Source organism: Microbacterium insulae (genome assembly GCF_042677065.1).
GTDB classification, from domain to species: domain Bacteria; phylum Actinomycetota; class Actinomycetes; order Actinomycetales; family Microbacteriaceae; genus Microbacterium; species Microbacterium insulae.
On record NZ_JBHTII010000001.1, the window covers coordinates 2,371,710 to 2,398,167 of the forward strand.

The 26,458-nt window shown below is 70.4% G+C and carries 24 protein-coding genes and 1 tRNA gene; 17 read left to right on the forward strand and 8 right to left on the reverse strand.

Translation table 11 applies throughout. The annotated features are described in order from the left end of the window. Positions 1-139 precede the first annotated feature (139 nt). The 7 genes from ACFQ0P_RS11055 to ACFQ0P_RS11085 all read left to right on the forward strand — a co-directional run bounded on the left by ACFQ0P_RS11055 (position 140) and on the right by ACFQ0P_RS11085 (position 9,360). On the forward strand, positions 140-1,522 hold the full coding sequence (locus ACFQ0P_RS11055; RefSeq protein ID WP_204978756.1) for an amidohydrolase family protein: 1,383 nt from the start codon (positions 140-142) through the stop codon (positions 1,520-1,522). Next, the gene (locus ACFQ0P_RS11060; protein ID WP_204978757.1) at positions 1,519-2,562 is read left to right on the forward strand and encodes an ABC transporter permease; all 1,044 of its coding nucleotides are present in this window, start codon (positions 1,519-1,521) and stop codon (positions 2,560-2,562) included. Before ACFQ0P_RS11055 ends, ACFQ0P_RS11060 begins: the two co-directional genes overlap by 4 nt. Before the next feature lie 47 nt (positions 2,563-2,609). Beyond that, positions 2,610-3,803 carry a substrate-binding domain-containing protein gene (locus ACFQ0P_RS11065; protein WP_204978758.1) on the forward strand — a complete coding sequence of 398 codons (1,194 nt, stop codon included), beginning with the start codon at positions 2,610-2,612 and terminating at the stop codon, positions 3,801-3,803. Beyond that, positions 3,803-6,322, forward strand: a complete 2,520-nt coding sequence (locus ACFQ0P_RS11070; protein WP_204978759.1) for an ATP-binding cassette domain-containing protein — start codon at positions 3,803-3,805, stop codon at positions 6,320-6,322. The genes ACFQ0P_RS11065 and ACFQ0P_RS11070 overlap by 1 nt, the downstream gene beginning before the upstream one ends. A 64-nt stretch (positions 6,323-6,386) precedes the next feature. After that, complete coding sequence (locus ACFQ0P_RS11075; RefSeq protein WP_204978760.1) at positions 6,387-7,769, forward strand: M24 family metallopeptidase; 1,383 nt, start codon at positions 6,387-6,389, stop codon at positions 7,767-7,769. Beyond that, entirely contained in the window at positions 7,769-8,656 is an 888-nt protein-coding gene (locus ACFQ0P_RS11080) for an NAD(P)-dependent oxidoreductase (protein WP_204978761.1), read from the forward strand. The genes ACFQ0P_RS11075 and ACFQ0P_RS11080 overlap by 1 nt, the downstream gene beginning before the upstream one ends. After that, on the forward strand, positions 8,653-9,360 hold the full coding sequence (locus tag ACFQ0P_RS11085) for an SDR family NAD(P)-dependent oxidoreductase (RefSeq protein WP_204978762.1): 708 nt from the start codon (positions 8,653-8,655) through the stop codon (positions 9,358-9,360). The genes ACFQ0P_RS11080 and ACFQ0P_RS11085 overlap by 4 nt, the downstream gene beginning before the upstream one ends. 7 nt (positions 9,361-9,367) lie before the next feature. On the opposite strand, the gene ACFQ0P_RS11090 is transcribed toward ACFQ0P_RS11085, so the two are convergent. Both ACFQ0P_RS11090 and ACFQ0P_RS11095 read right to left on the reverse strand, forming a co-directional pair. Further along, positions 9,368-10,057, reverse strand: coding sequence for a GntR family transcriptional regulator (locus tag ACFQ0P_RS11090; RefSeq protein WP_204978763.1), 690 nt, complete (start codon positions 10,055-10,057; stop codon positions 9,368-9,370). Between the two features lies 1 nt (position 10,058). Next, the gene (locus ACFQ0P_RS11095; RefSeq protein ID WP_204978764.1) at positions 10,059-10,583 is read right to left on the reverse strand and encodes a VOC family protein; all 525 of its coding nucleotides are present in this window, start codon (positions 10,581-10,583) and stop codon (positions 10,059-10,061) included. A gap of 166 nt (positions 10,584-10,749) precedes the next feature. On the opposite strand from ACFQ0P_RS11095, the gene ACFQ0P_RS11100 reads away from it, so the two are divergent. Beyond that, on the forward strand, positions 10,750-12,930 hold the full coding sequence (locus ACFQ0P_RS11100; RefSeq protein WP_204978765.1) for an alpha-ketoacid dehydrogenase subunit alpha/beta: 2,181 nt from the start codon (positions 10,750-10,752) through the stop codon (positions 12,928-12,930). Next, entirely contained in the window at positions 12,915-14,240 is a 1,326-nt protein-coding gene (locus ACFQ0P_RS11105) for a 2-oxo acid dehydrogenase subunit E2 (protein WP_378772162.1), read from the forward strand. Before ACFQ0P_RS11100 ends, ACFQ0P_RS11105 begins: the two co-directional genes overlap by 16 nt. Before the next feature lie 7 nt (positions 14,241-14,247). On the opposite strand, the gene ACFQ0P_RS11110 is transcribed toward ACFQ0P_RS11105, so the two are convergent. Both ACFQ0P_RS11110 and ACFQ0P_RS11115 read right to left on the reverse strand, forming a co-directional pair. Next, positions 14,248-15,555, reverse strand: coding sequence for a DUF4032 domain-containing protein (locus ACFQ0P_RS11110; protein WP_204978766.1), 1,308 nt, complete (start codon positions 15,553-15,555; stop codon positions 14,248-14,250). 73 nt (positions 15,556-15,628) lie between these two features. Continuing rightward, positions 15,629-16,732, reverse strand: coding sequence for an ABC transporter ATP-binding protein (locus tag ACFQ0P_RS11115; RefSeq protein ID WP_204978767.1), 1,104 nt, complete (start codon positions 16,730-16,732; stop codon positions 15,629-15,631). Between the two features lie 225 nt (positions 16,733-16,957). Here ACFQ0P_RS11115 and ACFQ0P_RS11120 point away from each other — a divergent pair, with 225 nt between their 5' ends. From ACFQ0P_RS11120 to ACFQ0P_RS11130, 3 genes are all read left to right on the forward strand, one after another. Beyond that, a complete protein-coding gene (locus ACFQ0P_RS11120; protein ID WP_204978768.1) occupies positions 16,958-17,905 on the forward strand; it encodes a DsbA family protein in 948 nt (315 codons plus the stop codon). A 37-nt stretch (positions 17,906-17,942) separates the two neighbouring features. Next, positions 17,943-18,015 (forward strand) — tRNA-Thr (locus tag ACFQ0P_RS11125). Positions 18,016-18,017: 2 nt separating this feature from the next. Further along, positions 18,018-18,977 (forward strand): DMT family transporter, encoded by a 960-nt coding sequence (locus ACFQ0P_RS11130; RefSeq protein ID WP_204978769.1) that lies wholly within the window; start codon positions 18,018-18,020, stop codon positions 18,975-18,977. 18 nt (positions 18,978-18,995) lie between these two features. Here ACFQ0P_RS11130 and ACFQ0P_RS11135 read toward each other — a convergent pair whose 3' ends face one another. Next, on the reverse strand, positions 18,996-19,601 hold the full coding sequence (locus tag ACFQ0P_RS11135) for a nitroreductase family protein (RefSeq protein WP_378772165.1): 606 nt from the start codon (positions 19,599-19,601) through the stop codon (positions 18,996-18,998). Then, entirely contained in the window at positions 19,598-20,002 is a 405-nt protein-coding gene (gene msrB / locus ACFQ0P_RS11140; RefSeq protein WP_204978771.1) for a peptide-methionine (R)-S-oxide reductase MsrB, read from the reverse strand. Before msrB ends, ACFQ0P_RS11135 begins: the two co-directional genes overlap by 4 nt. 69 nt (positions 20,003-20,071) lie before the next feature. Between msrB and ACFQ0P_RS11145 the strand changes: the two genes are divergently transcribed. From ACFQ0P_RS11145 to groL, 5 genes are all read left to right on the forward strand, one after another. Beyond that, positions 20,072-21,100, forward strand: a complete 1,029-nt coding sequence (locus tag ACFQ0P_RS11145) for a DUF2332 domain-containing protein (protein WP_204978772.1) — start codon at positions 20,072-20,074, stop codon at positions 21,098-21,100. Between the two features lie 9 nt (positions 21,101-21,109). After that, positions 21,110-21,364 (forward strand): DUF3263 domain-containing protein, encoded by a 255-nt coding sequence (locus tag ACFQ0P_RS11150; protein WP_204978773.1) that lies wholly within the window; start codon positions 21,110-21,112, stop codon positions 21,362-21,364. A gap of 47 nt (positions 21,365-21,411) precedes the next feature. Next, positions 21,412-21,981, forward strand: coding sequence for a LytR C-terminal domain-containing protein (locus ACFQ0P_RS11155; protein WP_204978774.1), 570 nt, complete (start codon positions 21,412-21,414; stop codon positions 21,979-21,981). Positions 21,982-22,118: 137 nt separating this feature from the next. Next, on the forward strand, positions 22,119-22,316 hold the full coding sequence (locus tag ACFQ0P_RS11160; protein ID WP_204978775.1) for a cold-shock protein: 198 nt from the start codon (positions 22,119-22,121) through the stop codon (positions 22,314-22,316). A 170-nt stretch (positions 22,317-22,486) separates the two neighbouring features. Then, a complete protein-coding gene (gene groL, locus ACFQ0P_RS11165) occupies positions 22,487-24,106 on the forward strand; it encodes a chaperonin GroEL (RefSeq protein WP_204978776.1) in 1,620 nt (539 codons plus the stop codon). A 142-nt stretch (positions 24,107-24,248) separates the two neighbouring features. Here the strand turns inward: groL and ACFQ0P_RS11170 are convergent, their stop codons facing one another. Beyond that, positions 24,249-24,536, reverse strand: coding sequence for a WXG100 family type VII secretion target (locus ACFQ0P_RS11170; protein WP_204978777.1), 288 nt, complete (start codon positions 24,534-24,536; stop codon positions 24,249-24,251). A 151-nt stretch (positions 24,537-24,687) separates the two neighbouring features. Beyond that, positions 24,688-26,313 (reverse strand): sensor histidine kinase, encoded by a 1,626-nt coding sequence (locus tag ACFQ0P_RS11175; RefSeq protein ID WP_204978778.1) that lies wholly within the window; start codon positions 26,311-26,313, stop codon positions 24,688-24,690. Positions 26,314-26,458: the final 145 nt, after the last annotated feature.

Sequence of the window (26,458 nt, forward strand, 5' to 3'; positions counted from 1 at the left end):
TCTGGTGCTCTGCAGCGTGACTGGACAAGGGTCGCAAAGTGATAACAAATACTTGACGGCGTGCAGTCACGCTTTCTAGGATCGACACGATCGAAGGCCCGCAGGACGCGAGCCCGGCTGACAAGGGAGTCACGACGATATGGGCGGCACTCGCACCCTCCTCCGCGGCGGAACCGTCATCACGGCGGCTACGCCGGGTGAAGTCCTGGAGAACACCGACATCCTCATCGGAGCAGACGGGACGATCGAGCAGATCGGTGTCGGGATCGACGCCGCCGGCGCCGAGGTCGTCGACGTCACCGGTCGAATCGTCCACCCGGGGTTCGTCGACACGCACCGGCACACATGGCAGTCGATCGTCCGCAACCTCGCCTCCGACTGGTCGCTGACGGAGTACCTCGCCGGCCTGCACACGGGCCTGAGCAAGCACTTCCGTCCCGAGGACACGTATACCGGGAACTACCTCGGGGCCCTCGAGGCTCTCGACTCCGGGATCACCACGCTCGTGGACTGGTCGCACAATCTCGCCACACCGCAGCACGCGGACGCCGCCGTGAAGGCGCTCAAGGACACCGGCATGCGCGCCGTCTTCGCCCACGGGGGCGGCGCGGCGCAGTGGGGATCGCTCCCGTCCGCCGTCGTGCACCCCGACGACGCGCGCCGAGTACGGGACGAGCACTTCGCGAGCGACGACGGTCTCGTCACGATGGCGCTGGCACTGCGCGGTCCGCAGTTCACGACCCCCGAGGTCAACCGGGCGGACTTCGAGCTCGCGCGGGACCTGGATCTACGGGTGACCGTCCACGTCGGCGACGGATACTGGGGCAAGTCCGGCCCGATCCGCAAGCTGGCCGAGGACGGTCTGCTGTCGGACCGCACGACGTACGTCCACTGCTGCACCCTCGGCGACGACGAGCTGAAGCTCATCGCGGACAGCGGGGGAACGGCATCCGTCGCGCCCGACGTCGAGATGCAGATGGGTCACGGATTCCCCGCCACCGGACGACTGCTGCGCGCCGGCATCCGGCCCACCTTCTCGATCGACGTGTGCAGCTCGAACGGCGGGGACATGTTCGCCACCATGCGCACCGCGATCGGAATGCAGCGCGCGCTGGACAACGCACCGTCGGTCGAGACGGGGGAGGTCCTCGAACGGATCAGCCTCACCTGCGCCGAGGTCGTGCGCTTCGCCACCATCGACGGCGCGCACGCCGCGGGCCTCGCGGACCGGACCGGTTCGCTCGAGGTCGGGAAGGCCGCGGACATCGTGGTGCTCGACGACCGGTCGCTCGCCCTCACGCCCCTGAACAACCCCATCGGCAGCCTCGTGTACTCCGCGCACCCCGGGCTGGTCCGCGACGTGTTCGTCCAGGGCGTGCGGGTCAAGGAGGATGGGCAGCTCATCGGCGTCGATCTGGATCGGCTGAAGGCGGACGCGCTGGCCTCCCGTGAGTATCTTCTCGGCGAGATGCCCGAGGCCCGTCTCGACGGGTCGTGGCACCCGGAGCTGGCATCGTCATGACCGCCGCATCCACGGAGGTGCGTCGGGTCCCGAACGACCACGCTCCGCTGCCGGCGATGGTCCTGTCGTGGCCGGGGACGCGGGCGCTCATCGCGGTCGCCGCGCTGTTCGTCGTCAGCCCGCTGATCGCACCGGGGAGCGTCGGGCCGACCGCCATCGTGTCGATGCTCCCGTTCGCGGCGCTCATGGCGATCGTCGCGATCGGCCAGACGCTCGTGATCCAGCAGGGCGGACTGGACCTCTCGATCCCGGGCGCCGTCACGCTGGGGGCGCTCATCGTGGCGCGCTTCGGCGGTGATGACGCCCTCGGGCTGCCGGTGGCGATCGTCGTGGCGATCGTGGGGACCGCCGTGTTCGGGCTCGTGAGCGGCCTCGTCGTGGCGTTCTTCGGCCTCCCGCCCCTGGTCGTCACCATCGCGACCAACGCCCTCATGATCGGAACCGTCCAGGCCCTCTCCGGCGGCTTCGCGGGACAGAGCCCGCAGGCCCTCAGCCAGTTCGCCCTGAGCCGGGTGGGCGGGATACCCGTCCTCGTCTTCTTCGCCGTCGGACTGGTGGTGTTCGCCCACGTCGTCGTGAAGTGGACCCGGGTCGGGCGCCGGTTCGAGCTGGTGGGTGAGAATCCGCGCAGCGCGGCCAACGTCGGCATCGGAACGCGGGGCTACACCGTCGCCGCGTACGCGCTGTCGACCGCGCTGGCCGCCATGGGCGGGGTGCTGCTGGCCGGTCTGCTGCGAACCCCCACGCTCACCGCGGGAGACGACTACCTGCTTCCCTCGATCGCCGCGGTCGTCCTCGGCGGCACAGCGCTCACGGGTGGTCGCGGGAGCATCGTCGGAACGGCGCTGGGCGCCCTCTTCCTCGCGCAGCTCAGCCAGCTGGTGCAGACCTTCACCCAGGCGACAGCCGTCCAGAACATCGTCCAGGCGCTGATCATCGGCGTCGGTATCGTCGCGCAGCTGCAGCTGGGCGGGAGCACGTCGCGCATCCGTTCCATGATGCGTCGTCGATCGGGGGCTGCCACCCCCACACCCGAGTGATCGTGCGGTCTCTCACCCATCACCCAACTCGAAGGGGAGTTCCATCCATGAATACCACAGCAACCATCAGGCGGGGCGCGCTGGCTGCGCTCGCACTGAGCGCCCTGATCCTCGCCGGCTGTTCGTCCACGAACAGCACGGGAGGCGAGCAGACCGAGGGCGCCGACGGCGCGCCGAACAACCTCGAGGCCGACATCGCCGCGCTGAGCGTCGGAACGGTCGACCAGTTCATCGAGATGTCGGAGGTGTGCGCCGACGATGCCGAGGAGATGACCGTGGGCGTCGTCGACGGCTACGGCACGAACACCTGGTCCAAGACGGTGCTCGCGGAGATCGAGAGCGAGGCGGCGAAGTGCCCGGCCATCACGAGCGTGGAGTTCGTCGCCGGCCGCGGTGATCTCGAGGCCACGACGTCGGGCATCACGAGCCTCGCCGCGAAGGGCACCGACATCATCCTCGTCATTCCGGACGCCGGTCCCGGAGAGGCGCACCTGCCCGCCATCCGCCAAGCCACCGAGGCCGGTTCGATCGTCATCAACTTCGCGTCGGACCCGCAGGGCGAGGCCGGAGTGGACTACCTCGACTACACCGACCAGATCCCGCAGTTCGTGGGTGCCTCCAAGGCGCAGTGGGTCGTCGATCAGCTCGGCGAGGAGGGCGGCAACGTCGTCTTCTTCGGGGGTCCCGCCGGTGCGCTCGTGTCGTCGCAGGAGTTCGAAGGCGCCAAGGAGGTGTTCGACGCGAACCCGCAGATCACGCTCGTCAACGACGAGCCGATCACGACCAACTGGGACCCGGCGCAGGCCCAGCAGGCCATGGCGGGTGTCCTGGCTCAGGGCACGCCGATCGACGCCGTGATCGCAGACTACGGTGCATCGGCGTCGGGCGTCATCCGGGCGTACGAGGCTGCGGGAGAGACGCTCCCCATCATCACGACGACCGATGACAACTCGCTCAGCTGCGGCTTCGCGGAGCTGAAGGAGGCGAACCCGGGCTACGAGCTCTCGACGGTCTCGTCTCGCACGTGGATCGGCCGCGTCGCCCTGCGCAAGGCCGTCGCTGCCTTCCAGGGCGGCTCCAACGGCGAGCCGTCCCTGTACGAACTGGCGCTGTACGAGGACTCGACCGGCACCACCCCCGGCGCCATCAGCCCCGAGGAGGCCTGCCTTCCCGACGCGCCGTCCGACGCCACGCCGTCGACACTGCTGACGGCGGACGAGATCCAGGAGCTGTTCGGCTGATGAACCAGATCCCCACGGCGGTCGCCTCCGCCCTCACGCTCACCGACATCACCAAGACCTACCCGGGAGTCAAGGCTCTCGACGGTGTGACGGTGGATGTCGCGGCCGGAAGGGTGCACGCCGTCCTCGGTGAGAACGGCGCGGGGAAGTCGACACTCGTGGGGATCGCAGCGGGGTCGGTGGTTCCGGATGCCGGAGCCATCGGCCTCGCGGGCCGCACGTACGAGCGGATCCAGCCGAGGGAGGCGAGGGAGGCGGGGCTCGCGATCGTCTACCAGACTCCCGCTCTGGCGCCGTCGCTCAGCGTCGTCGACGCCATGATGCTGCTCCTCCCGGAATCGAAGCGACCCACCCGGCGCGCGGCGCACGGATGGCTGACCCGCCTCTTCTCGAGTCTGTCGCTGTCGATCGATCCCGCAGCGGCCGTGTCGTCGCTCTCGCTGCGCGAGGCGCACCTCGTCGAGATCGCCGCGGCACTCGCATCCGAGCCCTCCGTCCTCGTGCTGGACGAGCCCACCGAGGCCCTCGGCCCGGAGGAGACGGCCTGGCTGTTCGAACGCGTCACGGCGCTCGTCGCCGAGGGCGTGGCCGTGATCTACATCACCCACCGCATCCCCGAGGTCATCGAGATCGCGGACGACCTGAGCGTCCTCCGCGACGGGAAGGTCGTGGGGCGGGGCCGGGTCGCGGACTTCACCGCCGACCAGATCGTCAAGCTCATCATCGGACGCTCGCTCGAGACCACCTTCCCCGCGAAGGCCCCCGCACCCGCGGTCGACGCCGTCCCGGCGCTCGAGGTCGTGGAACTCAGCGGGCCGGGCTACGACCGCGTCTCCTTCGCCGTGCATCCCGGCCAGATCATCGGCCTCGCCGGGGTCGAGGGGAACGGGCAGCGCGCCGTGCTCCGCGGCATCGCCGGCAGCGGCGCCACCGGCGGCAAGGTGTTCGTCGGGGGAGAGCAGGTGTCGATCGCGTCGCTGCGGTCGGCCGCTGCGGCGGGGATCGCCTTCCTGCCCGGTGACCGGATCGGCGAGGCGATGTTCGGCAAGATGTCCATCCGCGAGAACACCGTCGCACCCTCGCTGAAGATCGCGATGCCCTTCGGATTCGTCCATCGACGTCGCGAGTACGCATTGACCCGCCAGGGCATCGAGGGACTCGCCGTGAAGGCGCCGCACCTGGAGGTGCCCGTGAGTGCCCTCTCGGGGGGAAGTCAGCAGAAGGTGCTGCTCGCTCGGGGACGCCTCGGCGATCCGCGCGTTCTCCTCGTCGAGGATCCCACCCAGGGAGTGGACGCGGGGGCGCGCGTCGAGATCTACGCGTTCCTCCGCGCGATGGCCGACGCCGGCGTCGCCGTGGTCGTCCTCTCCACGGACGCGGTGGAGCTCGAGGGGCTGTGCGACCGCGTCGTCGTCTTCTCCCGTGGCCGCGTGCAGGCGAGCCTCACGGGCGACGAGGTGGACGAGCGAGCCATCACCGGGGCTGCGGTCCTTTCATCGGAGACGGCGAACGTGGCGGTCGCGAAGACCGGCCGGCGGCGCAGCGGCCGCGGGCTCCTGGCCGGAGAAGGGCAGGCGGCCGTCCTGCTCGGCCTCGCCGTCGCGCTCTCGATCGTGGCGTCGTTCGTGTCGTCCGCGTTCCTGAGTCCGCTCAGCATCAGCCAGCTCCTGGCAGCCGCCGCGGTCCTCATCCTCGTCGGCCTCGCGCAGCTCGTCGTCGTCATCACCGGCGGCATCGACTTGAGCATCGGATCCGTCGTCGCGCTGTCGGCCGTCATCGTGTCCTTCTTCGGGCAGCAGGGGATCGGCCTCTTCGCCGTCGGCGCGGTGCTCGCGCTCGCCGCCGGCGCACTGGTGGGACTCGTGAACGGTCTGCTCGTCACCAGACTGGGCCTGCCCCCGGTGATCGCGACCCTCGTGTCCTCGATCGCCGTGCTGGGCATCGCACAGGTGCTGCGCCCATATCCCGGAGGCTCGGCCGGCGGTGAGCTCCTCACGACCCTCGGTCTGGCCATCGCCGGTGTCCCCGTCGTGCTCGCGATCGCCGTCGGCGTCGCGATCGCGATGTGGTTCGTGATCCAGCGCACGGGACCGGGCCGCGGACTGCGCGCCGCGGGATCGGACGCCGTGAAGGCGAATCGAATGGGCGTGCGCGTGCCCCGCACGCGCCTGTGGGCCGCGATCGCCGCCGGAACGCTCGCGGCGCTCGCCGGGCTCGTGGTCTACTCGCGCTCGGGGATCGGCGACGCCAACGCGGCGCAGGCCCTCACCCTCACATCCGTGACGGCCGTGGTGATCGCCGGGGCGAGCATCTTCGGCGGGTCCGGATCGGCCCTCGCCGTCGCTGCCGCGGGGATCCTCCTGCAGACCGTGACGAGCGCGCTGTCGTTCCTGGGCGTGGGCCTGTCGTGGCAGTTCTGGATCCAGGGCGCCTTCGTGCTCTTCGCCGCCATCGTGCCGATGGTCATCGCGATCGTGCGGAACGATCGCGCCAAGCTGACGTCGCTGAGGTCGGGCTGATGACCGCCGCGACGAGGGACCGATCGCCGCTCCGCCCGCGGGACGCATCCAAGAGAGGACAGCCATGAAGAACACCGGGACGACGGGATCCAACGCGGTCGACTGGGAGGCGCGGGTCGACTTCGACCGACTGCGCAGGGAGCGCCTGGCGAGGCTGAAGGCCGAGCTGGACCGTTCGGAGCTCGGCGCGGTCCTCGCCTTCGACTTCTCCAACATCCGCTACATGACCGCTACCCACATCGGCACGTGGGCGATGGACAAGCTGATCCGCTTCAGTCTCCTGACGCGCAACAGCGACCCGATCTCGTGGGACTTCGGATCGGCGGCCAAGCACCACGCTCTGTACAACCCGTGGCTGGACGTCACCACGGCGGAGATGGATGCCGATCCCAACGCACCGCACGAGAACGCCCCGCGGCCGCGCCTGGAGTCGGGTGCGCGCGCGGGCATCTCGACGTTGCGCGGCGCCTTCACGCCGGATGCCGAGATCGCCGAGGGCGTGGCGCGGAAGATCAAGCGCGAGCTCGAGAAATTCGGCGTCGCGAACGAGCCTCTCGGGGTGGACGTCATCGAACTGCCGATCCTCTTCGCGCTCCAGAAGGAGGGCATCCGCGTCCTCGACGGCCAGCAGCTGTTCATGGAGGCCCGCCGCATCAAGACCGGCGACGAGATCCGCCTCCTCACGCAGGCGGCGTCGATGGTGGATGCCGCGTACGAGGAGCTGTACCGCTTCCTGCGCCCCGGCGTGCGCGAGAACGAGGCGGTCGGGGTCGTCGCCAAGACGCTCTACGACCTGGGCTCGGAGTACGTCGAAGGGGTCAACGCGATCTCCGGGGAGCGCTGCTCGCCGCACCCGCATGTCTTCAGCGATCGCCTGATCCGTCCGGGCGACCCGGCCTTCTTCGACATCCTCCACTCGTTCAACGGGTACCGGACCTGCTACTACCGCACCTTCGCCGTGGGCTCGGCGAGCATGGCTCAGCGCGACGCGTACACGCGCGCCCGCGAGTACATGGACCGAGCGATCGCCCTCGTGCGCCCCGGTGCGACGACGGCCGACATCGTGAAGGTGTGGCCGACGGCGCAGGAGTTCGGATTCCCGGACGAGGAGGCGGCCTTCGCCCTCCAGTACGGTCACGGTGTCGGCCTGTCGATCTGGGAGAAGCCGATCTTCTCGCGCCTGGTGTCGCTGGATCATCCCGAAGTGCTGCAGGAGGGCATGGTCTTCGCGCTCGAGACGTACTGGCCGTCCGCGGACGGCTGGGGCGCCGCACGCATCGAGGAGGAGGTCGTGGTGACCGCCGACGGCTGCGAGGTGATCACCAAGTTCCCCGCCGAGGAGCTCATCGTGGCGGGCAAGCGCTATTACACCGTCGACGGTCCGCTGAACCTCCAGCGCGACAGCCAGTCCCACCTCAACACGACGTGGGGACGCGGGGAGGCCTGATGGCGCTCATCGGATTCGTCGGCCTCGGCACGATGGGGTCGGCGATGGCGCGCCGGCTGGTCGATGCCGGTCACGACCTGCGCGTCTGGAACCGTTCGCCCGGTGCGGCGACGGCGCTCGTCGACGCCGGTGCGACGCTCGTCGCCACCCCCGGCGAGGCGCTCGCGACGGGTCTGTCGATATCGATGCTCGCCGACGACGAGGCGGCGGAGGGCGTACTCGACGCCTCCGCGGTCGCTCAGGCACGCGGCATCCACATCAACACCGCCTCCATCAGCCCCGCCGCCGCCGACCGGCTGGCGGCGCTGTTCACCTCCGCCGGTGTGGAGTATGTGGCCGCTCCGGTGCTCGGGCGACCGACCGTGGCTGCAGCGGGTGGGCTGAACATCCTCGCCGCCGGCCCGCGCACCGCGGTAGAGGCGGTGCTGCCGGTCCTCGAAACGCTCGGTGCCCGCGTCTGGCGCCTCGGCGAGCGACCCCGCACGGCGAACGCCGTCAAGGTCGCCGTGAACTACAACATCATCCACGCGATCCAGGCGCTCGGAGAGTCGATCGCGATGACCGAGCGGCAGGGCGTCGACCCGGCGCTCTTCCACGAGCTGCTCACCAGCACGCTGTTCGACGGCGTCGTCTACCGAGGCTACGGCGCCGAGATCGTCGACCAGTCCTACTCGCCGCCCGGATTCGTGATGAGCCTCGGCTTCAAGGACCTGCGGCTGGCCGAGGAGGTCGCCGCCGAGACGGAGACATCCCTGCCGACCGCGCCCGCGCTCCGGCGCGTCTACGAGACCGCCCTGGCCGACCCGGAGCTCGAGCGCCTCGACTGGGGCGCCGCCGCCGAGGTGATGCGCCGGGGCCTCTACACCCCACCCAGGGAGGACCAATGAGCGAACGCACCATCGTCGTCGTCGGCGCCACGTCCGGCATCGGGCTGGAGCTGGCGAAGGACATCGTCGCGCGGGGAGACCGCGTCATCATCACCGGACGCGATCAGGAACGCGCCGACGAGGTCGCGGCCTCGATCGGCGACCGGGCGAGCGCGGTCGCACTGGACATCTCCGAGCCGGAGGCGATCGCCGGGCGGCTCTCGTCGGTCGGGCGGGTGCACGGTCTGGTGCTTGCGGCGATCGAGCGGGACGCCAACACCGTCCGCGACTACGACATCGCCCGCGCACGGCGCCTGGTGACGCTGAAGCTCGTCGGATACACGGAGGTCGTGCACGCACTTCTCGATCGCCTCGATCCGTCGCGCGCGACGGGGATCGTGCTCTTCGGCGGACGGGCGAAGGATGCCCCGTACCCGGGGTCCACGACCGTGTCGACGATCAACGGGGGAGTGGAGGGACTCGTCCGCACCCTCGCGCTCGAGCTCGCTCCCGTCCGCGTCAACGCCATTCACCCCGGGATCATCGGCGACAGCCCGTTCTGGGCGTCCAAGCCCGAAGGCGTCCTCGACGGCTACAAGGGCCGCACCCCCGGTGGCGAGCTGGCGACGATGGCCGACATCGTGGATGCCACGCAGTTCCTGCTGCGCAACCAGGGCGTCTCGGGGACGAGCATCTACGTCGATCGGGGCTGGCGCCTCACCTGACGGACGGTCAGGCCTCGAAGATCTCCGGGGAACGCGCGAGCTGGCGGCGCGTGCGCCGGATGTGTCCGGCCAGGATGCGCTCGGCCTCCTCGACGTCCTCGTCGCGGAGAGCGGCCACCATCAGGTGGTGCTCCTCGTGGGCGATGCGGCGGGACTCGGGTTCCCATGAGGCGACGTAGGCGCGGCGATAGGGGGCGGTGCTGTTCCAGAGCCGCCGGACCAGGTCGCCGAGCTGCGAGGTCCGCGCGCCCTCGTAACTGGCGAGGTGGAACTCCGCGTCCAGCGCGAGGAAGGCGTCGGTGTCGGCGCCGACGACGCTGATCCGCTGGGCGAGCACCGCGAGGGACTCCAGCTGGTCGGGCGTCAGGTGCGGCGCGCTGAAGCGGAGCAGCAGCGGCTCGAGCCGTTCCCGCATGAGGTAGATCTCCTCGCACTCGGCGAGGGTGAGGCGTGACACCCACGCGCCCGCGTTCGCCACGACGGTCACGAGGCCCTCGTACTCGAGCTGACGGATCGCCTCCCGGACGGGGACCCGGCTGGCTCCGTACTGCGCGGCGAGATCCTCCTGCCGGATGCGCGTCCCCGGGGGGAATCGGCCGGTGACGATCCCCGTGCGGATGCCGTCCGCGATGCGCACGCCCGCGTCGCCGTCACGCGTGCGCGCGGCGTCGGCGGCACTGGTCGCGGCTGCGCTCATGTCACTCTCCCGGTCGCGCGGGGTGCCACAGCAGTGTGGGCGCTCCCGCTTCGTAGGCCTTGCCATGGGGGAAGCTCACGAGCTCGAACTGCATCCCCCAGGGGGAGCGGAAGTACAGCCAGCGCTGGCCGGCCGACGCTCCCGCGCTCGCGACGGGCTCGCCCATGACCTCGACGCCCGCACTCCGCAGATAGTCTGCCGCAGCATCGAGGTCGTCGACATACAGCGCGAGGTGGTGCCCGCCGATGTCGCTGTTGCGCGGCTGCGGCGCCTGCCCATCAGCGCTGTCGTAGGCGAACACCTCGAGGTTCGTTCCGTTGCCGAGCCGGTAGAAGCGGATCTCCTCGATCACCGTGCGCGGATGGACGCCGAGCTGTACGGACATCCAGTCGTCGTCCGCTCGCTTCGCTCCCAGGACATAGACGGGGACCGCGCCGAGGATGTCGACCAGGAACCTCTCCGCCTGCTCGAGATCGGGCACCGTGAACCCGATGTGGTCGATTCCACGCACTCCGGGAAGAGCCATCGCGAGGCCTTTCGTCTTTGAGGTCCTGCCTGATTGTATCCACGGACGCCGGAGCGCACCAGAAGCGCGGCAAACTCTAGCGAGCAAAGGATTGAGATTGGATGCAATCGGCGGTATGGTGGTGGAATCCGCACTTCGCGGAGCATGAGCATCGATGGAGACGAACATGCCGAAGCGCCGCCGGCTCGAGACCGGGACCCCGTGGGTCGAGCTCACGACGACGGCAGCCGACTGGAAGGCGGCCGACCCTTCCATGCTCATGACGATGCTCGGCGAACTGCACCTCATCCGCGCGTTCGAGGAGGCCGTCCTCGATCTCGCCGCCCAAGGCCTCGTGCACGGCCCGGCGCACTCGAGCATCGGACAGGAGGGCGGCGCGGTCGGATCGATCCACGGGCTGCGCTCGACGGATGCCGTCAACGGATCGCACCGCGGCCACCACCAGTTCCTCGCCAAGACGATCGAGCACGTCGCGGACGGCAGACTCGATCCCGCGGACCTCGTCACTCCGCCCCTTCAGGCACTCCTCGAGCGCACGCTCGCCGAGATCCTCGGCCTCGCGCCCGGCTTCTCCGGAGGGCGCGGGGGATCGATGCACCTGCAATGGCTGGAGGCGGGCGCGCTGGGCACCAACGCCATCGTCGGCGGCGGGGCGCCGGTGGCCGCCGGTAACGCGTGGGCGCAGGCCCACTCGGGCACGACGGACGTCTCGATCAACTACTTCGGCGACGGCGCCAGCCAGATCGGCTCGGTGCTCGAGACGATGAACCTCGCGGCGACGTGGAAGCTGCCGCTCATGTTCTTCGTCGAGAACAACCTCTACGCCGTGTCGACCCGCGCGGACGAGGTCTCCGCCGATCCGCGGTTCTCCGTGCGCGGGCAGGGGTTCGGCGTTCCCGGATGGCGCGTGGACGGAATGGACCCGCTCGCCGTGCATCTCGCGACGCGCGAAGCGCTCGACCGTATGCGCGGCGGCGAGGGGGCGACCATCGTCGAGGCGGAGGTCTACCGCTTCTTCCACCAGAACGGCCCGTATCCCGGAAGTGCGTTCGGCTACCGGACCAAGGACGAGGAGCAGAGCTGGCGCGCGCGCGATCCGCTGGAGCGGATGGCGACCGAGCTCACCAAGCTGGGGTTGCTCTCGCCCGACGAGATCGAGGCCGTTCGCGGTCAAGCCGTGTCGGCGATGGCCGACGCGGTCGCCTCGGTCACCGAGGACGACCCCGACAGCGCGGGCACGCGCCGGATCCGGCCGGCGCTGTGGCCCGATCCCGCCACCGTCGACCACGGCATCCGCGGCGATGCGTCCGAACTCGAAGGCCTCCCCGGTGAGCCGGGCGACACGGGGTGGCGCGCCGTGAAGTTCGTCGACGCCGTCGCCGAGACGATGGACCGCCGCATGGAGACCGATCCCCGCATCATCGTGCTGGGCGAGGACGTGCACCGGCTGAACGGCGGGACGAACGGCGCGACCAAGGGACTCGCGAAGAAGTACGGACCCGACCGCGTGATCGGAACCCCCATCAGCGAGAACGGCTTCTTCGGTCTGGCGGGCGGGGTCGCGCTGGACGGCCGGTTCCGTCCGGTCGTCGAGTTCATGTACCCCGATTTCATGTGGGTCGCCGCCGATCAGGTCTTCAACCAGATCGGCAAGGCCCGGCACATGTTCGGCGACAACAACACCGTCCCGCTCGTGCTGCGCACGAAGGTCGCGATGGGATCGGGCTACGGGTCGCAGCACCTCATGGATCCCGCCGGCATCTTCGCGACCCAGGCGGGTTGGCGCATCGTCGCGCCGTCCTCGGCGGCCGACTACGTCGGTCTCATGAACGCCGCCCTGGCGATCGAGGACCCGGTGCTCGTGATCGAGCACGTCGACCTCTACGGCGTCGCCGACCGCGTGCCCGAGGGTGATCTCGACTACGTCATCCCGCCGGGCACCGCCTCGGTGAAGCGCGAGGGCGCGGACGTCACCGTCCTCACCTACCTGTCGATGGTCGGGCACGCGCTCGAGGCCGTCGAGCAGACCGGGATCGACGCCGAGGTCATCGACCTCCGGTGGCTGGACCGAGCCTCTCTGGACTGGGAGACCGTCGGCGCCAGCATCCGCAAGACCAATCGCGTGCTGATCGTGGAACAGGGTGCACGCGGTCCGTCCTACGGGGGCTGGCTCGCCGACGAACTGCAGCGACGGCACTTCGACTGGCTCGACCAGCCGATCGAGCGCGTGACCGGCGCAACGGCGAGCCCGAGCATCTCGCGGGTGCTCGAGCGCGCCGCGATCGCCCGCACCGAAGAAGTGGTCGCCGGTCTCGAACGGATCCGCGCCGGATGGGGGGACCGCTGATGGCCGCCGTGGTGCGCATGCCCGCGCTCGCGGCGGGCGCCGCGGAGGCTGCCATCCAGTCCTGGCTCGTCGACGTGGGAGCGGAGGTGTCGGCGGGAGAGGCGATCGTCGAGATCGAGACCGAGAAGGCGGTCGTCGAGTACGAGGCCGAAGAGGCCGGCACGCTCGCGGGGATCCTCGTCGGCGAGGGCGAGGCGGCCGCGGTCGGCGCGCCCATCGCCGTGCTGGCCGCTCCGGGGCAGAGCGCGGAGGAGGCCCTCGCGGAGGCGGGAGCTCAGCTGCCCTCCGCCGCTTCCGAACCGGCCCGGCAGGAGCCGTCGGCTCCGCCCTCCCCGCCTGCGCCGACATCCACCGCCAAGGACATCGCGCCTCCGGCATCCGCACCGGCAGCCCCGTCTGCCACGGCGCCGTCCGAGCCCGCCGCTGCGTCGACCCCGGAGCCCCGCCGCCTCTTCGCCAGCCCCCTCGTGCGGCGCCTCGCGAAAGAGCGCGGGCTCGATCTCGAGACCATCGTGGGGACGGGGCCCAACGGCAGGATCGTCCGCAGCGATCTGGAGAAGCTCTCCGCCGACGCCGGGGCGAAGGCCGCGCCGGCTCCAGCGCCGGCGCCGGCCGCCTCCGAGCCCGCCGCGCACGTCGACGTGCCGCACACCGGGATGCGGCGCGCGATCGCCCGCAGGCTCACCGAGAGCACGACGACGGTGCCGCACTTCTTCCTCACGGCGGACTGCCGCGTCGACGAACTCCTCGCGCTCCGCGAGCGGATCAACTCCGACCCCGCCCGCCGCGTCTCCGTCAACGACTTCGTCCTCAAGGCGGTGGGCGCAGCGATGCAGGACGTCCCCGATGCGAACGCGATCTGGATGGATGCCGCGACCCGCCGATTCTCGAGCGTCGACGTCGCCGTGGCCGTCGCGGTCCCGGGCGGGCTCCTCACGCCCGTCGTGCGGGGCGTCGAGCGCCTGCCGCTGGGAGAGCTGAGCGAGACGGTCCGGGCCCTGGCCACCCGAGCACGCGAGGGCGCCCTCAAGCAGCACGAGCTCGAGGGGGGCTCCTTCTCGGTCTCGAACCTCGGCATGTACGGCACGAAGGAGTTCTCGGCGATCATCAATCCCCCCCACTCCGGCATCCTCGCGGTCGGTGCGGCCGCGCCGCGGCCGGTCGTCGAGGAGGACGGCGCGCTGACGGTCGCGACGGTGATGACCGTGACCCTGTCGGCGGACCACCGGGTGCTCGACGGCGCCCTCGCCGCGGAGTGGCTCGCCGCGTTCACGCGCCGGATCGAGAACCCCCTCGCGATGCTCGTCTGACGCCGGCTCACACGAGGTCGCGCCAGTCGATCTCCTCATCCTCGTCGTCGACGACGGGCATGCTCGAGGTGATCACCGGCAGCGACACCGTCTCGGTCGGGGGACCCATCAGGGTGGCCTCGTCCCGGCGATGCCGCAGCACCTCGTCGATGTAGCTCGTGAGCACCTCCGCGAGCGGGACGGATCGGCCGCGCGCCTGCGACATGTACCAGCGGTGCTCGAGCACCTGGTGGAACACCTCCGCCGGCTCGAGCTTGGCGCGCAGATCCCACGGGATCGCCTTCACAACGGGCTCGAACACCCGGGTGAGCCACTCGTGGGCCACCATCTCCTCGTCGGAGCCCAGTCGTGAGACGCGCGCGCGGAATTCGTCGAGGTCGTTGAGAAGGCGACGGGCCTGGTTCTCCTCCACGTCCAGCCCGGTGAGACGGATGAGGCGTCGCGTGTGGTGGCCCGCATCGACGACCTTCGGCTGGATCGACACCCGCGTGCCGTCCTCGGTGGTCTTGATCGACATCTCCCCGATGTCGAACCCCAGGTCGTTCAGGCGCTGGACGCGCTCGGTGATGCGCCACACCTCGTCTGCGCCGAACGTCTCCCGGTCGGTGAGCGCCGCCCACAGCGAGTGGTAGGACGACACGATGCCGTCCGCGATCGCGATCGCATCGACCCCGCCCTCGAGGCGTCCGCCGGCTTCGAGGTCCATGATCTCGCCCGCGATGTTCGTGCGTGCGACGTCCAGGTCGTGGGCGCGTTGACCGGGGGTGAGGCCGCTCTCGTGCAGTTCGCCGGTCTCGGCGTCGACGAGGTACGCCGCGAACGCTCCCGCGTCGCGACGGAAGAGCGTGTTGGACAGCGACACGTCCCCCCAGAAGAAGCCGACGTTGTGCAGGTTCACCAGGAGCGCCGCGAGGGCGTCCACGAGTCGGGTCGCCGTGTCGGGGCGCAGCACCTGCGTGAACAGCGCGCGGTAGGGGAGGGAGAACTTGAGGTGGGCGGTGACCAGTGCCGCGGGCAGCGGGTCGCCCGCGGCATCCGTCCTCCCGGCGATGACAGCGACGCGCTGGACGCACGGGACGTCGAGGCGGGCGAGGTTGCCGAGCATGTCGTACTCGCGACGGGCCATCTGCTCGGTGGTCTCCTTGATCGCCACGACGCGGCCCGACAGGTTCGCGAAGCGCACGAGATGGCGTGAGATGCCCTTGGGCAGATAGACGATGTCCTTCGACGGCCAGTCGGCGAGCGTGGTCGACCACGGCAGGGCGAGCAGCCCCGGGTCGACGCTGCTGGCCGTGATGCTCAAGGAGTCCGGCACGATCACCCCCTGGAGAATGCGCAACGGCGCGGGGGGATATCGTCCCACCCGCGCCGTTGCGACGGAAATCGCGTCACGCCGAGGCGATGGCCTTGTCGTTGAGGCGCTCGCCCGTCTCGATGTCGAACGCGTGCACGTGACCCGGGTTGGCGGCCAGCGCGACGGTCTCACCGGCGTGCGGGTGGCTGCGTCCGTCGACGCGCGCGACGATGTCGGTGCGCTTGCCGTTGATGTCGGTGTGGCCGTAGAGGTAGCCGTCGGCGCCGAGCTCCTCGACGAGGTCGACGACCACCGAGAGGCCCTTGCCGTCGGCGGGGCCGACGGTGATGTCCTCGGGACGGACACCGACCGTGACCTCGGAGCCGTGCGCACGGCCGACGGTGTCGCGGTCGAGCGGGACGACCTCGGACCCGAACATGACGCCGCCTTCGGCGAGCGCTGCCGGGAAGAGGTTCATGGCGGGGGAGCCGATGAAGCCGGCGACGAAGACGTTGTTGGGCTTCTCGTACAGGTCGCGCGGCGTGCCCACCTGCTGGAGCAGACCGTCCTTGAGCACCGCGATGCGGTCGCCCATCGTGAGGGCCTCGGTCTGGTCGTGGGTGACGTAGACCGTCGTGACGCCGAGGCGGCGCTGCAGCGAGGCGATCTGGGTGCGGGTCTGCACGCGCAGCTTCGCGTCGAGGTTCGACAGCGGCTCGTCCATGAGGAACACCTGGGGCTGGCGGACGATCGCGCGGCCCATGGCGACACGCTGACGCTGACCGCCCGAGAGCGCCTTCGGCTTGCGCGTGAGGTACTGCTCGAGGTCGAGGAGCTTGGCGGCCTCGAGGACGCGAGCAGCGCGCTCCTCCTTGCCCACGCCGGCGATCTTCAGCGCGAAGCCCATGTTCTCCGCGACGGTCATGTGCGGGTAGAGGGCGTAGTTCTGGAACACCATCGCGATGTCGCGGTCCTTCGGCGGCACATCGGTGACGTCGCGGTCGCCGATGAGGATGCGGCCGGAGTTGACCTCTTCGAGGCCGGCCAGCATGCGCAGGGACGTGGACTTGCCGCAGCCCGACGGGCCGACGAGAACCAGGAACTCGCCGTCGGCGATCTCGAGGTCGAGCTTGTCCACAGCGGGGCGCGTGCCCCCGGGGTACAGACGGGTTGCGTTGTCAAAGGTGACGGACGCCATGTTCTCTTCTCCTTCACCGGCAGGTACGTGCCGGACGATCCGTAGTGATGGAATGAGCGGGGGCTTGACCCGCGCGCCCGCCATCGGGCGCACGACCAGTATGACACGGCTCGCATCGAGCCCCCGTCTGGGCATTTCCCAGGCTGTCTGGCTAGCATCGTCAGCGGCCGATTCCCCGACGGCTTCCGCCGGTCACCGGCCCCCGTCTCCGTCCCGAGAGGTTCCATGTCGAGCGACGATCCCACGAACGCCGGCACCGCCAGCGAGCGGCGCGATGCAGTGCGCGAGAAGGCCCTGCAGGTGCAGGCGCGCCAGTCGCGCGCACGGGCCATCCGGGCGGCCGTCATCGCGACCGCGGTTCTGGCGGTCGTCGTCGTCGTCGGCGCCGTCGTCACGTGGGCGGTCTCGTCGGCCGCGTCCAAGCCTGTCCTGAGCCCGGCGAACGTCATCGACGACGGTTTCGTCGTGAACGATGTCACCGGCGTCGCCCAGACCGGCGCCGACGCCGGTGGTGCGGGCGTGGTCGAAGGGGAGACCCCGACACCCGAGCCCACGACCGAGAAGACCCCCGAGCCGACGACGTCGCCGACGGAGCAGCCCGTCGTCGACATCCGGGTCTACGTCGACTACCTCTCGACCGGTTCGCGAGACTTCCAGGTCGCCAATGCGCAGCAGCTGTCGAAGTGGGTCACCGAGGATGCGGCGACCCTCAGCTACTTCCCCGTCGCGATGCTCACCTCGAAGTCCAACGGCACCAAGTACTCCCTGCGCGCCGCGAGCGCGGCCGCCTGCGTCGCCGAGCACTCGCCCGAGCACTTCTTCGCCTTCAACAACGCCCTTCTCGCCCAGCAGCCCGCGATCGACGAGGACGGCTACACCGACGGAGAGCTGGCCGACATGGCGATCGCCTCGGGAGCCGAGGGAGCCAAGGTCGTGCGCGCGTGCATCGAGGACCAGGACTACGCGTCGTGGGCCAAGACGGCGACGGAGCGCGCCCTGGACGGCCTTCCGGACACCGACGGGCTCTCGCTCACCGGCACCCCCATGGTGCTTGTGAACGGCGTCCAGTACGTGGGCGCGATGGACGACCCCAAGGAGTTCGCGCAGTTCGTGCTCACCGTCGCGAGCGACGCCTACTACGACGAGACGCCGAGCCCGACACCCACCCCGTGAGGTCGTGACGACCGCCGCCGCTAGACTGGTCCTCTCTGCCGGCTTGGCGCAATTGGTAGCGCACCTAACTTGTAATTAGGGGGTTACGGGTTCAAGTCCCGTAGCCGGCTCGATGGCCTCGTCGACTGCGCCCCGGCGCCTCCCCGGGTGGCTGGCGCTCGGTCTCGCCGTCACGATCGGGGTGATGACCGCGCTCCAGGCGCGCGTCAACGGGCAGCTCGGCATCCGCCTCGACGACGGCTTCGTTGCGGCGGTCGTCTCCTTCGGATCGGGCCTGCTCATCCTCGTCGTGCTCTCGGCTGTCCTGCCCGCCGGTCGCGCCGGCTTCGCGCGCCTGGTCACAGGTGTGCGCACCGGTGGCATCCCGTGGTGGATGCTGGCGGGCGGCGCCGCCGGAGCCCTCACGGTCGCCACGCAGGGCCTGGCCGTCGGGTTGATCGGGGTCTCGCTCTACACCGTCGGCGTCGTCGCCGGGCAGACGGTGAACGGCCTCCTCCTCGACCGCATCGGATTCGGGCCGGCGGGCGTGGTCGCCGTCACCGTCCCCCGCCTCCTCGGAGGCGCGCTCGCGCTCGCCGCGGTGGGGCTCGCCCTCGTGGGCGACTCGATCGCGGAGGTGCCGGTGTGGATGCTGGTGCTGCCCTTCCTCGCGGGGATCGCGATCGCGTGGCAGCAGGCCACGAACGGGCGGCTCCGCCAACGGGTGGGAACACCCCTGACGGCGACCTTCGTCAACTTCCTCGGCGGAACCGCGCTCCTCGCGATCGCAGCCGCCGTCCATGTGTCCGTGGTCGGGCCCCCGCGGGCGCTGCCGCCGGAGTGGTGGCTGTATCTGGGAGGGCCGCTGGGTGTGGTCTACATCTTCCTGTCGGCCGCGATCGTGCGGGACACGGGCGTGCTCCTGCTCGGTCTCGGCGCAGTGGTCGGGCAGCTGCTCAGTTCGGTCGCCCTCGACGCGCTGTGGCCCGCGCCGGCGAGTCCGGGCATCGCCCAGGAGATCGCCATGGTGGGCGTGGCGCTCGCCTCCGTCGTGGTCGCCGTGTTCCCGTGGCGCTCGCTCGGGCGGCGCTGACCCTCGGCCGCCTCCGCGTCAGCCCTTGGCCGGCTTCGGCATGCGCGACACGATTTTGCGCGCCTCCACACCCTTGCGACGCCCGAGCCGCGTGCGGGGAGGCTTCCCGCCGACGTAGAGCCAGCCGAGAAGCTCCTCGTTCTTGCCGAGACCGTGCGCCTTGGCGACGGCCTTCGAGCGCGTGTACTCGCCCGTGCGCCAGATCACGCCCCACCCGGCCTCGTCCAGCAGGAGGCTGAGGATGTGAGCAACACCGGAGGCGACCGCCTCCTGCTCCCACCGCGGCACCTTCCCGCTCTTGCGGTAGCTGGCGACGACCGCGATCAGCAGCGGTGCGCGCAGGGGCTTGGACGATGCACCCTTCTCGCCCTGGGCCTTGTTGATCGCGCGGCCGAGCACCTCGCGGTCACCGCCGCGCAGTTCGATGAGCCGCCACGGACGCAGGGAGGAGTGGTCCGCGACGCGGCCGGCCGCCGACACGAGCGTCAGCAGCTCGGCGTGCGTGGGCGCGTCGTCGGTGACCTTCGACCATGAGCGCCGCGCGCGGACCGCCTCGAGCGCCGGGCCCGCCGCGACCGGGTCGGGGTGCTCGGCGCCGCCGACGGCGGACGGTTCTGCGCTCACGAGGGCTCGGGGGTGAAGTTCAGCGAGATCGAGTTCATGCAGTAGCGGTCGCCGGTGGGCGTGCCGAAGCCGTCGGGGAAGACGTGGCCGAGGTGCGATCCGCACGTCGCGCATCGCACTTCGGTGCGCACCATCCCGTGGCTGCGGTCCTCGATGAGCTCCACGGCCTCGGGACGGATCGACTCGTAGAAGCTCGGCCAGCCGCAGTGGGAGTCGAACTTCGTGCCGCTCTTGAACAGCTCGGCTCCGCAGGCTGCGCACGTGTACAGGCCGGCCCGGCTCTCGTCGAGGAGCTCACCGGTCCACGCACGCTCGGTGCCGGCCTCGCGCAGGACGGCGTACTGCTGGGGTGTGAGCTCGGTCCGCCACTGGGCGTCGCTCTTGTCAACGGCGTAGGTCATATCTCCATTCAACCCCAGTCGCGGGGCCCGCGGACCGTGGGGAGCGCGCCGGGACGCGAGAATGAAGCGGTGGAACCCGACGACCTCTCCCCGCCGTCCGGCCGGGCCGTCGACGCGGGCGCGGTCGCGGTCGCCGAGCGCTACGCGCGCTTCGCGCGCGTCGAGGCTCCGGGTCGGAGCGACCTGTACGAGGAGTGGGCGGCGGGCGTCGCACACGATGAGGCGCTCGCCGCGATCCTCGCGCGCATTCCCGAGACCCGCCGTCAGCCGCCGCTCGTCTTCGCGGTGACACGGATGCTGGGAGCGCCCGAGGCGCCCTACCCGGAGTGGGCCCGCTGGGTGATCACGCATGCCGACGCGGTGGTGGCCGAGGCATCCGCCCGCCGTCTGCAGACCAACGAGCCGCAGCGCTGCGCGGCACTGCTGCCCGCCCTTTCGACCGTCGAGGGTCCCGTCGCGCTGCTCGAGATCGGCGCCAGCGCCGGCCTGTGCCTGCTCCCGGACCGGTACTCGTACCGTTTCTCCCACGGCGTCGCCCTCGACCCCCCGGCCGGCCCGTCTCCCGTCGTGCTGGAGTGCGAGGTGGCGGGGGAGCCGCCGCTGCGGATGCCGCACATCGTGTGGCGCGCCGGGATCGACCTCGCGCCGCTCGACCCGGCCGATCCGGCCGATCGGAGGTTCCTCACGTCGCTCGTGTGGCCGGGCGAGCTCGGACGGGCGGATCGCATCCGTGCCGCATTGGATGTCGCGGCCTCCGCCCAGCCGCGCATCATCGCCGCCGACGCCTCGGAACCGGGCGTGCTCGCGGCGGCGTGCGCTTCGGCGCCGCTCGATGCGACCCTCGTCGTCACGACCCCCGGCGTGCTGCCGCACATGCCACGGGACGCGCGCGAGCGGCTGCTCAACGCGCTGGATGAGCTGGACGCGGTGTGGATCTCGATCGACCCCCCTGGTCTTCACGGGACGTGGCATCCACCGGTCGACCCGCGGACCTGGCGCGGGTTCGTCCTCGGGCTCGACGGGGAGCCCGTGGCGGCCGTCGATCCCCTCGGTGCTTTCGTGGAGTGGCGCACGGGGGATGGGTGGTCGCGCGGCTAGCGTGAAGGCGTGCCCCTCTCCGACCGCGACCGCGCCATCCTCGCCTTCGAGAACGAGTGGCGACGTCACGCCGGCGCGAAGGAGGAGGCGATCCGCGCGGAGCTCGACCTGTCTCCCGCGCGGTACTACCAGCTGCTCGGGCGCCTCATCGACACCGCCGACGCCCAGGCGCACGATCCGATGCTCGTCAAGCGGCTCCGTCGCCTGCGCGACGCGAGGGCGCGACAGCGCGAGGGTCACGCCGCCGGCGGCGGAGCGCGCTGAGGCCGCGCCTGCCGGTTTCGCGGCATCGCCCCGGGTAGCATCGTCAGGTGCCGAAAACGTCCTTCCCCCGGGATCGCTTCGACGACCTTCCCGACGCCGGCCGCGTGGGCGCCCACCGGGCCGAGAACCCGAGGCTGCGCGGCGGGGTCGTTCTGCTGTGGGCTGCGCTGGCGACGATCGTCCTGATCGCGGTGGGCATCTTCGGCACTCTGCTCGCCTCGGGCCGCATCGAGCTGTTCCCGACCCCCGAGCCGACGATCGCCCCCACTGCCCAGGTGACCCCCGTGGTCGACACGAGCTATCAGGTCGTCATCCTCAACGCCACGCCGGAGCAGGGTCTCGCGACCCAGCTCAAGGACGTCGTCGTGGCCGCGGGGTGGGCCGACGGAAACGTGCTCCCGAGCGACGCGAGCGCCGACGACTTCCCCGAGACGACGGTCTACTACCTGACACCCGATGACGAGGCCGCCGCGGCGGGCCTCGCCGAGGTGATCGGCGGCGCGCGCATCGAGCAGAGCGAGGTCTACCAGCCTGCGAGCCCCGACACCAAGCAGCTCACGGTGGTCATCGGGCTGGACCGCACCGCGGCCGGGCAGACTCCCGAACCGACAGGCTGATCGACCGCCGGCGGGCCCTGTGTTTCCGGCGGGTAAACACTTGTGTCTCGGCGTGTCAACAACCGCTTCCGGGGGCCTCGGCGGATCTCCCGGCGTGCATACGATGATCGCAGTCGTACCAGCATCAGGAGATTCGCATGACTCAGGGCACCGTCAAGTGGTTCAACGCCGAGAAGGGCTTCGGCTTCATCACGGCCGACGGACAGGACGTCTTCGTCCATTACTCGAACATCGACATGTCGGGGTTCCGCGTCCTCGAGGAGGGCCAGACGGTCGAGTTCACCGTCGGCACCGGACAGAAGGGCCCGCAGGCGGAGTCGGTGCGCGTGGTCTGATCCCTCGCGCTCGGGCTGTCGGGAAACGGGATGCTGCGGCATCCCGTTTCCGCGTGTGTCGGGGTGATCGCGGCGGCTTGCACTCCCCAGGGGCGAGTGCCAGAATGGATTAGCACTCCGCTTTGTTGAGTGCTAATCCATAAGCCCCGTCCTGGAGGGACGAAACACACATGGCAAAGATCATCGCTTTCGATGAGGAGGCCCGTCGTGGCCTCGAGCGCGGCCTGAACACCCTGGCCGACGCCGTCAAGGTGACCCTGGGCCCCCGCGGTCGCAACGTCGTTCTCGAGAAGAAGTGGGGCGCTCCCACGATCACGAACGACGGCGTCTCCATCGCCAAGGAGATCGAACTCGACGACCCGTACGAGAAGATCGGCGCGGAGCTCGTCAAGGAGGTCGCCAAGAAGACCGACGACGTCGCCGGTGACGGCACGACGACGGCCACCGTCCTCGCCCAGGCGCTCGTTCGCGAGGGCCTGCGCAACGTCGCCGCCGGCGCCGACCCGATCTCGCTCAAGCGCGGCATCGAGAAGGCCGTGACCGCGATCACCGCCGAGCTTCTCGCGGGCGCCAAGGAGGTCGAGTCGAAGGACCAGATCGCCGCGACCGCGTCGATCTCGGCCGCCGACCCCGAGATCGGGCAGCTCATCGCCGAGGCCATCGACAAGGTGGGCAAGGAGGGCGTCGTCACCGTCGAGGAGTCGCAGACCTTCGGCACCGAGCTCGAGCTCACCGAGGGCATGCGCTTCGACAAGGGCTACATCAACCCCTACTTCGTGACGGACCCGGAGCGCCAGGAGGCGGTCTTCGAAGACCCGTACATCCTCATCGCGAACCAGAAGATCGGCAACATCAAGGACCTTCTGCCCATCGTCGACAAGGTGATCCAGGACGGCAAGGAGCTCGTCATCATCGCCGAGGACGTCGAGGGTGAGGCGCTGGCCACGCTGGTGCTCAACAAGATCCGCGGCATCTTCAAGTCGGTCGCCGTCAAGGCGCCCGGCTTCGGCGACCGCCGCAAGGCGCAGCTGCAGGACATCGCGATCCTCACCGGCGGTCAGGTCGTCACCGAGGAGGTCGGTCTCAAGCTCGAGAACGCCACCCTCGACCTGCTCGGCCGCGCTCGCAAGGTCATCGTCACCAAGGACGAGACCACGATCGTCGAGGGTGCCGGCGACGGCGCTCAGATCGAGGGCCGCGTGACCCAGATCCGTCGCGAGATCGACAACACCGACAGCGACTACGACCGCGAGAAGCTCCAGGAGCGCCTCGCCAAGCTCGCCGGCGGCGTTGCCGTCATCAAGGCGGGTGCGGCCACCGAGGTCGAGCTGAAGGAGCGCAAGCACCGCATCGAAGACGCCGTCCGCAACGCGAAGGCGGCCGTCGAGGAGGGCATCGTCCCCGGCGGTGGCGTCGCGCTCATCCAGTCCGGCAAGAAGGCGCTCGACGAGCTGTCGCTGTCGGGTGACGAGGCGACCGGTGCGAACATCGTCCGGGTCGCGATCGAGGCTCCGCTGAAGCAGATCGCCCTCAACGCCGGTCTCGAGCCGGGTGTCGTGGCGAACAAGGTCGCGGAGCTGCCGGCGGGCCACGGTCTCAACGCCGCCACCGGCGAGTACGGCGACCTGTTCGCCCAGGGGATCATCGACCCCGCCAAGGTGACCCGTTCGGCGCTGCAGAACGCTGCGTCGATCGCCGGCCTGTTCCTCACGACCGAGGCCGTCGTCGCCGACAAGCCCGAGAAGGTCGCGGCTCCCGCCGGCGACCCCACGGGTGGCATGGACTTTTGACGCGTCGCGGGTCAATGCGGCGAAGCCGCGTTGACCCGCGCCGGGTCAAGGTCGAGTAGGCGCCGCAGGCGCCGTATCGAGACCTCGTCTCATCGAAACGAAGGGCCCCTCCTCCGGGAGGGGCCCTTCGTCGTGCCCGGCGTCAGCGGAACAGGCTGGCGGTCGCCTGCTCGGCCTCGGCGTACTGGCGGGCAGCGGCGGCGAGCGCGACGCTGATGCCGCCGAGGGTGTCCTCGACCTGGCGCTGCGTTGCGCGCCACTGCTCGGTCACGGAGTGGAAGGCGACCGACGCCGACCCGGTCCATGAGCCCTGCAGCTGGGTCAGCTGCGTCATCATCGCGTTGGATTCGGCCTGAAGCCGATCGATCGTGCCTCGCACCCCCGCAGTGGCGGCGAGGACGGCGTCGCTGTCGACGGAGAAGACGGCCATGTGTGTTCCTTCCTCGGGGCGGATCGGATGCCGCGTCCCGGTGTCCACGCCACGCTAGGTGTGCGGAGGCCCGCAGCATCGCGCCGGCAGGGATCCCGTGCACTCCCCGCCGCTGGAGGACGCTGGGGAGGAGGCGACTCGCCGGGTGGGATCAGTCGGTGTCGAGGCGGAGACGCTCGAGCGGCCGGGTCTCGATGTGAAGGTGCTCCGCCGCGTCACGCTGCTCGGCGAGCGGGAAGGCGACCCGGAACGTGGCGCCGCCGCCGGGAGTGTCGGTCACGTCGACGCTGCCGTGCAGGGCTTCGACGATCGACGCGACGATGGACAGGCCCAGGCCCGAGCCGCCCGTCTCGCGTGTGCGGGATGTGTCGGCGCGCCAGAAGCGCTGGAAGATCTTGTCTTTGATCTGGTCGGGCACGCCTTCGCCGTGGTCGACCACCTCCACCCATCCCATCAGGGCGGTGGCGTCGACGCCGATCCGAAGCTCGATGGGCGAATCGTCGGCGGTGAAGCGCCGGGCGTTGCCGATGAGGTTCGTCACGACCTGGCGGATGCGGTTCTCGTCGCCGAGCACGATCGGCAGGGGTGCGTCGGCCCGTGGCGGGGCCACGCGTGCGGGGGAGATCGGCGGCACCTCACGCGCCCCCGTCGCGCTCGACGCGGGGACCGGCTTGGGGCGCCGGCGCAGGAGCGAGAGCGTGGCCCCGGCCCGCGTCAGCGCCGTGGTCGGCGGCCGGCGCCTGTCGTCGGGTTCATCGGGCGCGGCCGGGAGCACGGGCGGCGGCAGCTCGTCGACCGTCGTGTCGATCACGGCGACGGGGCGGAGCGGCGCCGCCGCGCGCAGGTCGAGTGCGGCATCCCTCGCCACCGGGCGGAGGTCGACGGGCGCGATCACGACATCGCGCCGCTCGTCCAGCCGCGCGAGGGCGAGGAGATCCTCGACGAGGACGCCCATGCGGATGGCCTCCTTCTCAATGCGCTCCATCGACTGCGCTACGTCGTCGTCGCCGCGGATCGCGCCCATGCGGTACAGCTCGGCGTACCCGCGCACCGTCACGAGCGGCGTCCGCAGCTCGTGACTGGCGTCGCCGACGAACCGCCGCATCTGCCTGACGGTGGCGTCGCGCTGCGAGATCGCGGCATCCACTCGGTTGAGCATCGCGTTGATCGCCGTCTTCAGTCGTCCGACCTCCGTGGTCGTCGGCTCGATGTCGGTCATGCGGAGGCTGAAGTCGCCGCCTGCGATCGCCTCGGCCGTCGACTCGACCTGCCCGAGGCTGCGGAAGGTCAGCGTGACCAGGAATCGCGTCATGACCGCTCCGCCGACCAGGATCAGGAGCGCGAGGATGGTGTAGATCGCGACATAGTTGGCGACGACCTGGTTGATGGGGGCGACGGGGAGCGCGACCAATTGGGTGAAGAGGCTGCTGACGCCGTCGATCTGGTAAGTGTCCACGCTGGCGTGCCAGGCGCCGCCGCCTTCGGTGCTCGCCAGCGGGAACGGGGCGAGTCCCTGCGACGTGGTCTGCTGGAGGGGGATCGCCTCGGGCAGATCGGGCTCGCTCTCGCCGGTGCCGCCCGTGCTGATGATGTATTCGCCGTCGGGACCATAGAGGGCGACCACGTAGTCCGTCGGTGCGCCGTCCGGCTTGACGGTGAAACGGACCTGCTCGCCGTCCCGCTCGATGTCGATGAGTCCGCCGGCGACGTCGGTGGGGGCGAGGGCTTCGAGCTGGGCGTCGAGGTTGAACACGAGCGCATTGCGCAGGAACGCCATCGTTCCGATGCCGGCGGCGAAGAGCCCGACAGCGAGGAGCGCGACGGTGACCCCGGTGACCTTGGCGCGCAGACTGGTGCCGCGCCACGACCGGGTGATCGCGTCCGTCTTGTGGGCCAGGGAGGGCTCCTCGAGTCGTGCCGCG